The organism is Candidatus Thiodiazotropha sp. AKIB8 (assembly GCF_058244675.1).
Map to the genome: position 1 here is coordinate 157,598 of NZ_JBSYOO010000051.1, position 14,799 is coordinate 172,396.

Below are 14,799 nucleotides of genomic sequence, written 5' to 3' on the forward strand. Positions count from 1 at the left end.
GTAATCAAAGCCACAGTTGGGCATTTATCAAAAAAGACCGCTCAGGATAGTATGCTGATGATTGAGGTGTGCCAGTGCCAGGATTAGTGCTTTGATAATTGAATTCCTTATCGAATAAATTTTTTGTCAATATTTCAATTTTCCCCATTCTTTTGGGTAGCCGGAATCCAATTGTGAGATCTGCAACCCAAAACTGATCGCTATCCGTACTAGTGTCAATGGGGAGTATGTTTTCGATCTCCTGATCGACGTAGTTACCTGTGATTTTTGAATATAAACCAGAGGCATGAGCATAGGTTAAACCAAGGGCGGTGGTTTGGGTGAGCAGGGAGGCGGGTCTGTCAGCTTCAATGATGCCTTCAACAAAATCACGCTCAAATTTCTCATAGGAGTATTCACCTGTTATGCCAATGTTTGGATTTAACGAGTAATAGGCATAGAGTCGATGGTCTTGCTCTTTATGTGTCTCATCATTCAGGAATGTGTCATCAAACTCGTTTTCGATCTCCCGCTGAGTGATTTCGAAACCACTATGCAGATTCTCAGTGAAACTATGATCAAGTGCTAGTGCATATCGTATGGATTCTGCACCAAGATAATCATCAAAATACTGATTAAATCCTATCACTGAGGTGGGTGCTGATGTTTGGAGATTAATAATTTCAGGGCTAACTATCTTGAATGCTGCAACCCTGAAACTGGTGTCGTTCGAGATATCAATGCGGGCCCCAATTTTAGGATTGATTTTGCGTTTATCAAGGTTGAGATCGTCATCGATATCTAGATAGTCAAAGCCAACTAAAAGATTCCCTGCTGTAAAAGGATAGTTTAAATAAAGGTAAGCCGATTTTTGATTTACTTTGGCTCTCTCTTGCTCTGTAGTTATAAATCCGAAAAACTCAAAATTAAGTGTGGTCGTTTTGTCGGAAGATAAGAAGCCAAATCCTCCATCTATATCAAACTGTTCACCAGAGTATATATATTTTGCCTCGTATTGCTGACCATCACTGTCCAGTGAGACCAGGCTGCCAGTGCGGGAGTCGGAGTCTTCCAGTTTTTGTGATGAGGCAGAAAAAATGAAGTTCTGTTTAATATCTGGAGAGTAGTTTAATCCAATTCTGTAACTATCGGAGTCTATGCTTCTCTGCAATGACTGATCAAAGTTTTCCGGGTCAAATCGGAGTGTCAGGTCGCCAAAATCACCTTCTTTTTGCTTTATTTCACCCTGAATACTCAAGTCAGATGTTATCCGAAACTGTCCGAATAAATTAGTAATGGTCTGATCGCTATCGTTGTTTTCACGAAATCCATCACTGCTCTCGCGGAAGTGACCTGCGCTGATCATGCCTCGATTTGCAAATGCTCCAGCTATGATTTCACTGCCACGGGTATTATTACTGCCTGTCACACCACTTGCTTGAAAAGAGAGGCGTTGACGGTTGAATAGCGGGTTGTACTCATTCAGGCCGGCTAACGAAGGGCCGTTGTCATTAAAGGCTAACAAGTTTGTTTCGCCAGCACTTGGGCTGATGGGAGTTGTAATTTCGGGTTGTAGTAGTTGTGCTTGTAGCAACTCGCTGACTTGTGCAATTTCGTGTCGAATAACCCCAGCGTAGGCATCAGATAGGAACTGATGTACCGATGAATTTCCTGGATCTAAATTGATCGATTTCCAGCTCTCTTTAAGGGCCAGTCGCTGGAAGCCCAAATCGGTGTAGATCTCTGCCTGGCTGATATTTCTTGAGGCTTGGTCATCGTCAAGTAGAAGTCGTGAACGGTAAATCGCCCTGTTCTTATTCAGCTGATTAGCCTGTTGTATGTTATTCAAGGCATCAACTGGACTGTTCTCACTCTGCTTGAGTATCGCATCATAGAACCAGGCAGTTGGATCTAGTGGATCTCTCTGCTTGGCCAATTGAAACTGTGTGGCAGCTTCTTCGCTGCGTTTCTCTTCATAATATGCCTTGCCCAGGTAGCTGCGCAGGAGTGCGCTTCCGGGATCAAGGTGAACTGCAGTTTCCAACAGCTCCCGGCCCTGGCTGAGATTGCCTCCGCGAATGGTTACCAGACCAAGGCCCAGCCTTGGCATTGGGTCTGCCTGATCGAGTTTTATCGCCTGTTCAAAAGCGAGTTTGGCACTCTTCAGGTTAAGTTGTATCAGGTGTGCAAATCCCAGAGTTGTTTGACTTAGGGCGATCTGTGGATCGATAGCAACTGCCTTTTCTGCTGCTTCTGTTGCTTCACTCATCTGACGGAACATCAGATGGAGTTGTGACAACCTGGCCATGGCAATCGCACTCTCAGGATCAAGGCGGGTTGCCTCTTTTGCTGCTTCGAGTGCTTCTATCAATTCGAATTGACTCTGTTTGGCATAGGAGAGTGCCAGGTGAGCCGATACAGACCCGGGATTGCTCTCTATCGCCTGATTTGCCGAGCTCATGGCCTCATCGGATCGATTCTGAATCGTCGCAATGATTGAGCTTAGGGCCAGAGCATCAGCATTTTCAGGGTCAACTGCTATTAGATGCTTGATTTCCCTCTCTGCTGTTTTGATATCGCCAACTGCTAGGTTGAGTGATGCTCGATAACCCAGGGTAGAGGCATTCTCAGTGACTGGTACCTCATCCAATATTTTAAAGGCCTCAGTAATATCGCCACTACGGTAGGCTGCATAAGAGCGGAGGAGTGCTTGATTGGATGAGGTATCCTGATCACTGAAGTCGATAATCGGTGGGTAATAGAGTGTCCATTGAACCGCATCCAATGGATTGACTATTTGACTGACGACTGGGGCTTCTCCTTTGACAACTTTAGCCATTTGGCCGCTGCTGATTAAGGATTCCCCTTGCTGATTGTGAGCCCGAACCTTACCTTCAGAGACTGAAATGAGGCTCAGTTCGTCACTAACCTCTACAGTAAACTCCGTACCTTCAATGGAGGCGTTGACATAGGGGGTTACAACCTGTGCGGGGCGGGTGATACGGCTGATAAAATGGGCGATGCCTTGAATGAGATCAAGCCAGCTCGATTGCTGATCGGCGGGAGGAGAAAATCGGATGCTGCTGTTTTCGCTAAGTCGAAGAAAGGTATCATTATTGAGGTGTAATCCCACTCGGCTGCTGGCATTGACGCGCAGTTGATCACCGGGACAAAACTTGCTGTCACGTTCTACCTGCTGCCACTCCTTGCTCTCTGTTCGAAGAACTTCTACCTGACCTTGAGTTGAAACCATTCGAGCGACAACCGGTTGGCACTCATCGGCCATCAGTGCGCTGCTAAAGCCCAATCCCAAAAGCAGTATGTAGAAAAGTGGTGCAAGTTCGATTTTTATTTTAGATCTGGTAACCATGATCCTTAGTCCTGGTAGTGGTGACAACATCCATGATTTGTCCTTAATTTATACAGTGATTTATATTTTAGGCTTTTTATTCACTCGATTACACCTAAGTAGCATAATTATCCTTTATCGACAAGTAGTTATTGCTTATAAGGAGGGCTGAACTTGTCTGCTGTTTTTGTCTAGAGTGAGCTCCTGTGGGTGCTCCGACGCTCATGAAACTGCTTTATGTAGTAGTGCGTTGGGCCATCATCGGGGTACTCTTTCGCGAGCTGTTGAAATTTCTCATAGGCAATGGTTCTGCTGCCATCTTGCCACTCTACCAGGGCTTCTGTGAATTCTTCATGGAGTCTGAGCAGTTCATCACTCGCTTCCTCTGATCTGGCTGCAATTTCGTAGAGTGTGATTGGATGCTGTTTGCCGGAAACAGTGAATTTGCCTAACTCCCGGGTCTCTATACCCTGTAACTCTTTTACAAAGTCTTCTGATGCCGCGACTTGGGTACCGAGTAATTTGTTGAGGTTTTCGATGCGTGAAGTGGTGTTGACCATATCCCCCACAGCCCTGTATTCGAAGTGGTCGATAGCGCCGACATGGCTCATTACAAGTTCACCAGAGTGCAATCCGATACGTGTAATAAGCTTCGGTTCAAGATCGGAATTTTTAATGCCTTCGCCGATCTCAAGTGCGGCTTCGCAGGCCATCTGCTGCATGTTGTGCTTTGCCTGGGTTGACGGCCAGATCGCCAACATTGCATCACCGACCACATCCGATACGATTCCATTATGGGATCTGACTGGCGAGAAGAGGATCTTGAAGTAGTGATTCAAATACGTTTGCAACGCCTCCGGCTCCATCTTTTCTGCCATCGCTGTGTAGTTTTGCGCATCAGAGGCAAGGCAGACGCCATAGGCTGATTCAATCTGGCCTGCCGGTTGTCTGTTGTCACGAGCCAGGCGATCTATGACGTCTCCTGGCAGGTAGTAACCGAACAGATGGCGAAGCTGCTCTCTGCTGGTTCGCATCTGTTGATAGTGCAGAATCAAACTGATAATCAAAGCAAATGGAATTTGCAGTAGCAGAGGTATAAACCAGGGTAACCACAGGTTGAACTGTTTGAATAGCAGATAGACGGAAGTGAAATAAACCGCACCTATCACCAAGCCGCTGACAATGCCCGCGAGACCAGGCAGCAGACGAAACAGCAGGGTGATAGCGATGCCGAAACCGGTCAATAGAACAATCACCCATCCATAGGCAAGCGGTGAGAGGGTTTCCCGATAAAGTAGGTTGGAAAAAGCGGTAGCTGCGATTTCAACACCACTGATGTCCAATCCGTTGGGCTGTGAAAAGACGGTATAGAATCCATCTTTCTGTTTTGGTTGGTAGGCGCCGGCATAACCGATGAAAATTGTCTTACCTTGAAACTGGGATAATGATTCAAGAGATGCAGCGAGAACCTCCTGGATTGGATGGGTCTTGATAGTACCGGGAGGCCCATAAAAATTGAGATAGGGATAGATTGAGCCATGGTGTAAGTCGAGGGCAGCCTCCAGGTATTGGAACTGATCTTCTTGCATCCGCTGTTTGGAATGATTTTGTAATGTATCCAGCATTGAATCGAGCAGTTCCTGGTTATTACGCAAGAGCTGAGAGATCCCCTCTCTATCCAATCCAGGTGGGAATTCAGCACCAGAGTTCGTGATCAACTGTTGCACTCTTCTGCCATCTGGATCAGCTAAATGCAGGAGTGCTGCAGTTGGCAGTGAGAAATATTGCTGTTCGCCGCTGAAGATCCAGAAGCGACTGACTTTGACTGGTACCTTGGGGAGTACGAATGGGGCGAGATCGAGGGCTGCATCTGCCAGTATCCCTACCGGGGGAATCAGCCGTTCAACATAGAGAATATCATCACCGGTTTTCAACTGCTCCTGCTGCATATAGGAGACGAGCATCACATTGCCACTCTCTCGAATCGTGCGTGCCAGCAGATTATCAGCTTTGGCGTCTCTGGGTCTCTTGAAGAAGATGTCATATACGATGAGATTTACCCCTGCCTGATTAAGCTTGTTAATCAGCTCTGCATGCAGAGTGCGGGGCCACTCCGGTATCTCTTCACCCAGACCAAGTTGTGCGGCTGTCTCGCCGTTGATGGAGATGATTTCAGTATTCTGGGGGGCTGGACGCTGGCCGCGTAACTTGAAAAGCAAGCCCAGACCGAAATCTTCCTCCCAAGTGGCGCCAATCGGTAGCAAACTGATTAGTGCACCCAAAATTCCAATCGATAATCCCAGTATTAGCGCTGATCTGAACTGATATTTTTCCACAATGACCGTGCGAGATAAGTGAGAAAAGGATCACTACTGTTCATAACAGTTAAATATCACCACTGTAGAATGTGAATTTTTCTGTTACAGTTTTAAAACAAGTGCCTGAAAATAAGACCAGACTCATATAGTTTATGAACATGGTGGTTTTTAGGTAAGTGGTTGATCAAGGACAGGCTTGAGTGCCTGAACTTGGTCTATTAAGGTGCCGGGTTGTTAGCGCTCCTTCAATTTGATTGTTCACAGTGTACAACATGAAGGCGGGAAGGGAGAATGATACCGCCTATTCAGGTTGTGTGATTTTATGGCGAGGGTTTATGGAGATTAATCCTCTGCAACAGGCTAACGCTTATAGGGTAATTAACACCATGATTGAAAACGTCTCCATATTCGCCGGCATGAATCCCAGTGATCTTGCGCTAATTGAGCAGCGCATGGTCCGAAGAACCTATCCCCGAAATACAATTATTCTCTCCGAAGGTGATAACAGCGATTCCTTGTATGTAATTCTGAGTGGCAAGGTCAAAGTCTATCTCAACGATGAAAACGGCAAAGAGGCCATCATCAATTATCAGGATGAGGGTGAATATTTCGGCGAATTATCGCTGATTGATGACTATAAGAGATCTGCATCAATCATGACAACCGTCAAATCAACCATGGCCATTATGTCTAAACAGGCCTTTCACCAGGTATTGCAGAGCAATCCCAATATCTGTATCCACCTGCTGAAGGATATGGTGGGCAGGGTGAGGGCACTGACCGATGAGGTGAAGAGCCTTGCTCTCTCTGATGTATATGGGCGACTCAGTAAAACCTTGTTGAGTCTTGCTGAGGAGCGGGATGGCCAGTTGGTGATAGAAGGGCATGTCACTCAGCAGGAGTTGGCGAATCGAATTGGTGCTTCTCGAGAAATGGTTTGTCGTATTTTTAAAGACCTGGTCAAAGGCGGCTATATCAGCTCCAGCCACAATCAATATGTGATAAATAAGCAGCTACCTGCCCGTTATTGAATAGTTGCTATAACCATGCTCTTTTCAATCCTGCCTATTGAGCGTTACTTGTGCTTCGAATGAGCAATAGGGGAATGGGGCATATAAGCGTTAGATCCGCATTTGCCGATTATTAGTAAGGCGAGTTCTCGTCATATCATACTGCGTTGTCGTTCTTGTTCAGGCAATAGCCATTCACTGCGAACAATGCCTTGCCCGGCACACCGGGATTTCCCTCCAATCCATGTCCAGCTTTGAAAGGATTTGGAAAAAAGTCATATCTGAATAGTGAATATTTCACTGCGCTGCCAGCCGGTAATCCTTATTCTAATAACCATCAACTTACGGCCTCTTATACCAGTAAGGGAGAGCAGAGGATGTGGCAAAAAGGTTTCGTCATCACAATCGGCTTATTAATCGGTATCTTTTCAGCCCCTCTATGCCTGGATACCACTCGGTTCTCACATGGGCCAGGGGCTAAGACGGTCCTATCATGGGTGCAAGTCGATCAAAGTATAAGGTTCGAGCGTGGCTAGTGTGGTGTTGGAAATCATTGGTTAGGTGATCAATAGACCACACTGTTTTCAGTTAAAAGATTGTGAGGCGATCAGTTTCTTCTACTGCTCAACCTCTCATTTGGGTAGCACTCTCCATCCATGATGGAGGGTGTTTTTTTTTGACAGAGAGGTCAGGCTTTTGCTGATTCTTGAAGTTGAATAGAAGGCCTGTCAGTTCGATTCGTCTGGAAAGAGAATGCCTGGATTGAGGATTTGATGGGGATCAAACTGACGCTTGATTGCTCTCATCAGATTGAGTTCGACTGGATTGATCTCTTGATCCACGAATTGCCGCTTCACGACACCGATACCATGTTCACCCGATAGTGTTCCGCCGAGTTTCAATACCAGCTCAAATAGTGCTGCCAGACAGCGCTCACCAGCTGCCAGCTGTTGTGGATCATCCGGGTCGAGTAACAGGTTGACATGGATGTTGCCATTTCCGGCGTGGCCGAAATTGACGATCGTAATCCCTGTCTCCTGAGATAGCTTTTCCAGGGATTCGATTAACTCTGGCATGCGGGAGACAGGCACCACGACATCTTCGTTTATCTTTTTAGGGGCAATGTTGCGTAGTGCAGGAGAGAGCGCCTTACGGGTTTTCCACAGACGGGTGACCTCCTCCTGGGTCTCTGCAGTATGTATATCGAGCAGTCCCGGGACATTTGCAGCCTTGGCCACCACTGCAGTCTCTTCACCAATACAGTGTTCTGCACCATCCACTTCAATCATCAACAGTGCCCCAACCGAGGGGTCGAGTTGCAGATCAGAGAACTCTCTAACCATCTCCAAGGCAGCTTTGTCCATAAATTCCAGGGCGCAAGGGGTCACCGATTGTCCCATGATGGCCGAAACTGCTCTTGCTGCGGCATGGATGTCACGATAGCTGGCCTGCAGGGTACGTTTTGTCTCTGCCAGTGGCGTTAGTTTTAGTCGAGCTTCGGTTATGACGGCCAGGGTGCCTTCTGATCCAATCAGCAACCTTGTGAGGTCGTAACCGACGACTCCCTTGGTTGTATTAACCCCGGTATAGATTGTCTCACCACTACCGGTAACTGCCTTCAGCCCCAAAGTGCTGTCTCTGGGAGTGCCATATTTGACGGCGCGGGGGCCAGCAGAGTTGTAGGCAAGATTTCCACCAATGGTACAGACTGCGGCACTGGTAGGGTCAGGCGGCCAGAAAAAACCCTTATCTTTAATTGCTGTTTGCAGTGCTTTGTTTGTTACCCCAGGCTCAACTCTGACTAAGCGGTTGTCTGTGTCGATCTCGAGGATCTTGTTCATACGCTCCAAGGAGAGCACCACGCCTCCCTGTTGAGGGACAGTGGCCCCGGTTGTGCCTGTGCCTTTGCCTCGACTGATCAGCGGGATGTTATGTTCATAGCAGAGCCGCACCACAGCCTCTACCTGGTCATGTCGTTCCGCAAACACCACACCAGCAGGTGTCGCCTGGAGTCTGCTGTTGTCATAACCATAAGGCAGACAATCCGCAGGATCGGTAAAGACACCTTCGTTGCCGGCAATCTTCCTGAACTGGCGGATCAGATCCTGATTAAGATGGCCTGCCAATTCAGATGTACTCGAAGACACGTACTACGCGACGTACACCACTGATATGACGTACTACATTGGTAACCGCATCACCCTCTTTTTTAGTGATTAATCCAAGCAAAAATACTGTGCCCCGTTCAGTCACCACCTTGACTCTGAGTGGGTCAAAGTCCGGAATGTCGATGCCAGTCAGCTTTAATTTGACCTCAGAGGTAATGGCAACATCACGACTGTCTTCGCCAATGGATGAAGTACTGCCAATCTCTATTTCATTGACCACTCGGCGCACTTTTTCCACACCCATTGCCATCTGTTCGGCCTTGCGGCGCAAGTTGTCATTTGCTGCCTGTCCGGTCAGTAGCACTACCATGTTGTAGCTGGTGACTGAGATATTGCTCTGCTTTTCGAACTGAGGGTCTTTCTTCAGCAGATCATAGGTTTTCAGCTCAATGCTCTGATCTTCAACAATGGCCCCAGTGGTGCGTCTGTCGTGCACGATAGATGCGGTGGCCGCAGCGCCTCCAACAATGACAGCAGCGCAACCTTGCAGGGTTATTGCGGTGAGTAAAAGATAGAAAACGGTGGAAATTTTAATCTGCATAGCTTCCTCTGATGGTTATCGAGATCGTGTGGTGAGGCATATGTCCAAAGATTACTGTTTTTTTTAAATCAAATGTCGAGACAGTTGTGTGCAACTGATTTTTTTAGGTTTAACTACCCAGCAGTTGTTGGTCTACCAGGTCGCACAAACAGTGAATAATCAACAGGTGTGTCTCCTGAATACGAGCCGTAACATTCGCTGGAACCCGAATTTCGACATCCCCGGGTGCCAGGAGTTTCGCCAGTTCGCCGCCATCTTTACCGGTCAGGGCCACTACCGCCATTTCGCGTTCGTGTGCTGATTGTACAGCATGATTGACATTACTCGAATTGCCACTGGTAGAGATCGCCAATAGCAGGTCATTGGGTTGTCCCAGCGCTTCGATCTGTCGGGAAAAGATCAAAGAAAAATCGTAGTCATTACTGATTGAGGTCACAGTTGAGCTATCGGTGGTCAAGGCGATGGCTGGCAATCCAGGTCTTTCGCGTTCATAGCGGTTGAGCATTTCCGATGAGAAGTGTTGGGCGTCTCCGGCTGAGCCGCCATTACCACAACTCAAGACCTTATTGCCTTCAAGCAGTCGGTCGAATATCAGCCTTGCTCCATCTGAGATAGGTTGAGTCAAAAGAGGCAGTGCCTCGATCTTAGTCTGAATGCTCTGATTAAAAAGGGTCTGGATGCGTTCTTGGTCTTGCATCGTATTACATCGCCTTGTGATGGTTCTGGTAAGAGTTGATTTGATCGTGTTTCATTTAGTGTTAACAGGCCCTAATATAGAATAACTTTAATGTAGATCACCAACTACTTTGGATGGCATCTTTAATCCAGGTCAAACGGGGTTTGCCGGAACCGTGCAGGGCGACCACATCAAATCGGCAGGGTTGATCGTTTTGCATCTTTTGTAAATAGAGGTTGGCTGCAGCCAGAAGTTTGCGTTGCTTGCTTGTGGTAACACTTTCCAAAGCTGAACCAAAATCTTTCGATTGGCGATAACGTACTTCTACAAATACCAGCGTCTCCCGTTCCTGCATGATGAGGTCAATCTCTCCTGACTTACAGCGAAAGTTGCGCGTTACCAGCTTGAGTCCATGACGGCTCAAGTAGTCAAGTGCTTGCTGTTCAGCCCTGTCACCTTGCTGGAGATGATCAGCTTTCATCTGACCTGGGCTGGTTGAGACAGATCATGATCTGATACTGGTGGCAGTTCAGGGTTGATCGGCTCAGGGTCGTCCATATCATCATCCAATGATATGGTATTCATCGGCATCTGAATACGGGGTGCATAGCCACTGATGCGAGCTTTTCCCTGTTCCATATCGGCCCATGCCAAGAGCCGGTGAAGACGGTTATTCTTATCCAGATAGATTGTGCCGCTTTGACCATTGAACAACTTGCCGGGTTGCTGCTGCATGGATTGCAGCTGTGAAAGCAGATTGTAACTGTCGATACCCATCGCATAGAGTCTGGCATAGCGACCTCTGACACCGGGAATCAACTGTTCAAGACGTTTGCGGGAGAGGGCGCCTCCATGACTCTCTTCGAGCAGCCAGGGGGTATCGACAAAACTGATCTTGCCCAGGTCGCGATCGAGATCGGGCTGTTCAACGCCGGTGTAGATATGAGAGGTGGCCATAATGGGCAGGTTACCGGCGCGAAAAAACTTAAGCTGTGGTCTTATCTGTCTGGCTTTCTGCGGACGAGCGGCTAAAAAGATAAAGTCTGCATCCTCTCGTGTACGGGGTTCTGTCTCCAGTTTTCTGGCAAGCATATTGGACACAGCACGTATACGGGCTTGGCTTTCATTGATGTTGAGCAGCATACGAATCGGTATAGAGAAATCGTTTTCCTGTGGGTCGTATCTCTGGCTTTCGACTATCTCTCCCCCCAGGGTTTCCCAGCGCAGACGGAAGCTGTTCTCGAGGCGGCTGCCCCAATTGTTTGACGGGGTCAGAATGAGCGCTGTCCTATGTCCTTCGAGCCAGGCCCTCTCAGCAATCTGATCGGCTTCATCCTCTGGTGCGAGGCCGAATTGAAATAGATTGGGGTTGATCTCGTAGCTGCTCTCCTCAATCTGATTGAGGGCCAGTATGGGGATGTCCAGTAACTCGAGATTGGAGAGCATCTTCACCGCATCTTTATTCAGCGGGCCGACAATCATCTGAGCACCACCCAGGATGGCTTGTTGATAGATATTGAGTGTGCTTTGCAGTTCACTGCTGTCATAGAATTGCAGCTTCGGGCGATATTCCGATGGCTGCTGATACCAAGCCGCCATTAAGCCATCCCGTACAGCAGCAGCGACTTTGGCGTAGGGGCCACTGTGCGGCAGTATGATGGCGATATGGTCGTCTGGGCTGAGTCCCTGTAGCTCCAGGTAACCTGCAAGCAGGGTCTGCAGAGCCGGATGTTCGGGAAAGCGCTCACGCCAACCGGCCAGACTATTGCTCAGTACTTCCGGATCTGGCGTCTGCTCTTTGATGACTTTTGCCAGTTCCATCCAGCCTATCAGGGTGGCTGGTGGTTGAGGTTGCAGCAGGGTCAGTGCGGTATCGGTCATGGTAGACAGGGTCTGAACCAGTAACTCCTGTACTGCCTGACGCTGCTCCAGGTCATCTTCGAAGAGTTTATCGAGCACATCAAGCTCACGGGCACTCTCCAGTAGATTACCGGATAGACGAAAGATCTCGGCCATATTGCGATGGTAGTGTTGCCGTAATGCAAGTGGTGCATCGGGGCTGGGTTCTGGTTGCATCAGATCCAGCGCTTGTTCGATGTCACCCTGTAAAACCGCCAGTTCAGTACGAACCATTCTCAGTTTTAAGTTGAAATCCGGATCACTGTCAGATGGGAGAAGCTGCTTTACAAGCAGTAGACTGCGCTCCTGCTCGCCAGCCCTCAACCAATACTCTGCAGCCTCCAGCATCAGCTGTTCACGCAGTGGGGAGTCACTTTCAACAGCATAAGCCTCCAAAGCCATTGCAGCAGCAGTGTAGTCCCCAAATTCTACAAATGAGTCAATTTGCAGCCTCAGCTCAGAAGATAGTTGCTGGGATTCAGGTATCGTCTGTTTGGTGACCGTGGTACAGCCCATCTGAAACAGTAGGGTTAAGATCAGTAAAAGGGCAATGTGACGGATGATATGCATAGCTCAGTATCTGTGGCAGGATTCGGTATAATCAACCCGGCAACATAATAGATTGCTTTCAGGGCTTCAAGAACGGTCTCAAATCTAAAGACCTGGCTAATTGGCAAGGGTAACCCCCTGCTCATCTGCCTTGTTACCTTTGAATCTAATCTATATGGTTCGCTGGGTTATATTCTAGTTTCTCACACTCGGGAAGATCTGTGTCAAAGGGCGTACTTTACGTTGTCGCAACACCAATCGGCAATCTTGATGACCTGACCCCAAGGGCGGTCGAAACCCTCAAGCAGGTTGATTTCATTGCTGCAGAGGATACCAGACATACTCGTCCCCTGTTACGTCACTATGCCATCGATACCCCGATGCGGTCCTTGCACCAGTTCAATGAACAGGCAAAATTGACCTCGCTGCTGGATGCACTGTCCGAGGGAGAGTCAGTTGCTCTGGTCTCTGATGCGGGTACGCCGTTGATCAGTGATCCTGGCTTTCCTCTGGTCAGGGCCTATGCTGCTGAAGGGGGCACTATTGTACCGATACCGGGTGCGAGCGCCATGATATCGGCCCTCTCCGCAGCCGGTCTGCCAACAGATCGTTTTCTATTCGCCGGTTTTCCCCCTAGAACCCAGTCGCATCGAAAAAACTGGTTTCAGGATCTGGTTCGTGAAAGATCGACCCTGGTGTTTTATGAATCGAGTCATCGAGTGGTTGATTCTCTGGCGGACATGGTGTCTGTTTTTGGTTCAGAGAGGGAAGCTGTGATTGCTCGGGAATTGACGAAGACTTATGAGACTTTTATCAGGGGGAGTCTGAATTCAATTTTACAGACTTTGCAACAGGATGAGGATCAAAGAAAGGGTGAGTTTGTCATTCTGATTGCTGGAGAGAGTGTTGCATCCCAGACACGGGTCGAAGTGGATGTAGAACAAATGCTGATCACATTATTAGCGGAACTACCGCTCAAACAAGCCGTTTCCTTGGCAGTGGCGATTACCGGCGAGAAAAAAAATAAACTATATAATCAAGCGCTTAAGTTGTCTCATGCCTAAGATGTGAAATGTTACCAGGTCAAAAGTGAGATTTTGGACGATAATTGGACTAAATAACTGTTACTTTTATCTGACATGATGCGCTCACCACACTATTTCACAATCTTGCTCCTCTTGGTTCTGAGTCCTTACTGCCTGGCAGCAGAGAGTGAGGTTGAGTTCACGCCATTTGTCGGATATCGCTTCGGCGGCACTTTGGATGATAACCAAACAGGTCGTGCATGGGATTTTGATGAGTCGTCAGATTGGGGCTTTACTCTGAGCCAGCCGGCCTCAAAAACAACCCGCTACGAATTTCTCTACAGTCATCAGGGCACTTCGCTGGCCGACAGCACCGATCCGGACAACGCCTTCGATCTGGACGTACACTACCTCCACATGGGGGGTACTGTGGATGTCTACCAGAATCGCTTTACCCCCTATTTCTCCGGAGGTCTTGGTATGACCTATATGCAACCGGACCAGGCAGGATTCGAGAACAAGACCCGCTTTTCCCTGAGTGTCGGCGGTGGTTTGAAGTGGTATCCCACAGAGCGTCTGGGTATTCGTTTTGAACTGCGTGGTTACAGCACCCTGGTTAATTCCAATAGCAGCCTATTCTGTGACGGGGGGTGTGAGCTACAGATCAGTGGTGATGCCTTTCCTCAGTTTGAAACCAATCTGGGTCTGATCTTTCGTTTCTGAACCTCTCGTTTACCCAGCAACGTAAATAACCGGGGCCGAAAGGCCCCGGTAGAGAGGTTTAATGCCTGACTTCGATCCGTTTAGGATGTTTGTCCTCTGTCTTCGGAATGGTTATCTCGATCACGCCGTCATTCCCGCTTGCCTCAATGGCTTCTGCATCGGTATTTTCCGGAAGTGAAAACCGCCGATAGAAGATACCGTGTGAACGTTCTACACGCCTGAAATCATCCCTCTCTTCAGTCTCTTCGAACTTACGTTCTCCACGAATGCTCAGCACACCATTGTCCATGGTAATTTCGATATCTTCCGGTTTTACACCAGGAATATCTGCGCGGATGAGATAGCGATCCGTCTCTTCTTTGATATCGACAGCAGGCGCCCAATCGCCACCTACCACATGGGAGGTCTCTTCATCTCGTTGATGCAGTGGATGGAACATCCGGTCCATATCCTGACGCCAATCATCAAGTGAACGCCAGGGGTCATATCGTGTGATATTCATGATTTACCTCCTTTCCAAACGCGCTTCACATAGGAGCTGGCATCTCATAAATATGATGAG

General features: G+C 48.1%; 11 protein-coding genes. 3 read left to right on the top strand and 8 right to left on the bottom strand.

The window, feature by feature from the left end; all coding sequences use genetic code 11:
- Window positions 1-4: 4 nt before the first annotated feature.
- The gene (locus AC4IFB_RS19025) at window positions 5-3,349 is read right to left on the bottom strand and encodes a tetratricopeptide repeat protein (RefSeq protein ID WP_490781004.1); all 3,345 of its coding nucleotides are present in this window, start codon (window positions 3,347-3,349) and stop codon (window positions 5-7) included.
- 170 nt (window positions 3,350-3,519) lie between these two features.
- The gene (locus AC4IFB_RS19030) at window positions 3,520-5,610 is read right to left on the bottom strand and encodes a CHASE2 domain-containing protein (RefSeq protein WP_490781005.1); all 2,091 of its coding nucleotides are present in this window, start codon (window positions 5,608-5,610) and stop codon (window positions 3,520-3,522) included.
- 308 nt (window positions 5,611-5,918) lie between these two features.
- Here AC4IFB_RS19030 and AC4IFB_RS19035 point away from each other — a divergent pair, with 308 nt between their 5' ends.
- Window positions 5,919-6,677, top strand: coding sequence for a Crp/Fnr family transcriptional regulator (locus tag AC4IFB_RS19035; protein ID WP_490778771.1), 759 nt, complete (start codon window positions 5,919-5,921; stop codon window positions 6,675-6,677).
- Window positions 6,678-7,384: 707 nt separating this feature from the next.
- Here the strand turns inward: AC4IFB_RS19035 and AC4IFB_RS19040 are convergent.
- The 5 genes from AC4IFB_RS19040 to AC4IFB_RS19060 all read right to left on the bottom strand — a co-directional run bounded on the left by AC4IFB_RS19040 (window position 7,385) and on the right by AC4IFB_RS19060 (window position 12,510).
- A complete protein-coding gene (locus AC4IFB_RS19040; protein ID WP_490778770.1) occupies window positions 7,385-8,803 on the bottom strand; it encodes an FAD-binding oxidoreductase in 1,419 nt (472 codons plus the stop codon).
- Window positions 8,784-9,365: a BON domain-containing protein gene (locus AC4IFB_RS19045; protein WP_490778769.1), complete on the bottom strand. Its 582-nt coding sequence runs from the start codon at window positions 9,363-9,365 to the stop codon at window positions 8,784-8,786. Before AC4IFB_RS19045 ends, AC4IFB_RS19040 begins: the two co-directional genes overlap by 20 nt.
- A gap of 109 nt (window positions 9,366-9,474) precedes the next feature.
- Window positions 9,475-10,062 carry a phosphoheptose isomerase gene (locus tag AC4IFB_RS19050; RefSeq protein WP_490778768.1) on the bottom strand — a complete coding sequence of 196 codons (588 nt, stop codon included), beginning with the start codon at window positions 10,060-10,062 and terminating at the stop codon, window positions 9,475-9,477.
- Between the two features lie 97 nt (window positions 10,063-10,159).
- The gene (locus AC4IFB_RS19055; protein WP_490778767.1) at window positions 10,160-10,522 is read right to left on the bottom strand and encodes a YraN family protein; all 363 of its coding nucleotides are present in this window, start codon (window positions 10,520-10,522) and stop codon (window positions 10,160-10,162) included.
- Complete coding sequence (locus AC4IFB_RS19060; RefSeq protein ID WP_490781006.1) at window positions 10,519-12,510, bottom strand: penicillin-binding protein activator; 1,992 nt, start codon at window positions 12,508-12,510, stop codon at window positions 10,519-10,521. Before AC4IFB_RS19060 ends, AC4IFB_RS19055 begins: the two co-directional genes overlap by 4 nt.
- A 200-nt stretch (window positions 12,511-12,710) precedes the next feature.
- Here AC4IFB_RS19060 and rsmI point away from each other — a divergent pair, with 200 nt between their 5' ends.
- Both rsmI and AC4IFB_RS19070 read left to right on the top strand, forming a co-directional pair.
- Window positions 12,711-13,553 (top strand): 16S rRNA (cytidine(1402)-2'-O)-methyltransferase, encoded by an 843-nt coding sequence (gene rsmI / locus AC4IFB_RS19065; protein WP_490781007.1) that lies wholly within the window; start codon window positions 12,711-12,713, stop codon window positions 13,551-13,553.
- 114 nt (window positions 13,554-13,667) lie between these two features.
- Window positions 13,668-14,237, top strand: coding sequence for an outer membrane protein (locus AC4IFB_RS19070; RefSeq protein ID WP_490778764.1), 570 nt, complete (start codon window positions 13,668-13,670; stop codon window positions 14,235-14,237).
- A 58-nt stretch (window positions 14,238-14,295) separates the two neighbouring features.
- Here the strand turns inward: AC4IFB_RS19070 and AC4IFB_RS19075 are convergent, their stop codons facing one another.
- Window positions 14,296-14,739, bottom strand: a complete 444-nt coding sequence (locus AC4IFB_RS19075) for an Hsp20/alpha crystallin family protein (RefSeq protein ID WP_490778763.1) — start codon at window positions 14,737-14,739, stop codon at window positions 14,296-14,298.
- Between the last annotated feature and the right edge of the window lie 60 nt (window positions 14,740-14,799).

Excerpts from the sequence above, each read along its gene's own strand:
- AC4IFB_RS19025 (WP_490781004.1), bottom strand. The coding sequence starts at position 3,349 with ATGGTTACCAGATCTAAAATAAAAATCGAACTTGCACCACTTTTCTAC.
- AC4IFB_RS19055 (WP_490778767.1), bottom strand. The coding sequence starts at position 10,522 with ATGAAAGCTGATCATCTCCAGCAAGGTGACAGGGCTGAACAGCAAGCA.
- AC4IFB_RS19075 (WP_490778763.1), bottom strand. The coding sequence starts at position 14,739 with ATGAATATCACACGATATGACCCCTGGCGTTCACTTGATGATTGGCGT.
- AC4IFB_RS19035 (WP_490778771.1), top strand. The coding sequence starts at position 5,919 with ATGAAGGCGGGAAGGGAGAATGATACCGCCTATTCAGGTTGTGTGATT.
- AC4IFB_RS19045 (WP_490778769.1), bottom strand. The coding sequence starts at position 9,365 with ATGCAGATTAAAATTTCCACCGTTTTCTATCTTTTACTCACCGCAATA.
- AC4IFB_RS19060 (WP_490781006.1), bottom strand. The coding sequence starts at position 12,510 with ATGCATATCATCCGTCACATTGCCCTTTTACTGATCTTAACCCTACTG.
- AC4IFB_RS19050 (WP_490778768.1), bottom strand. The coding sequence starts at position 10,062 with ATGCAAGACCAAGAACGCATCCAGACCCTTTTTAATCAGAGCATTCAG.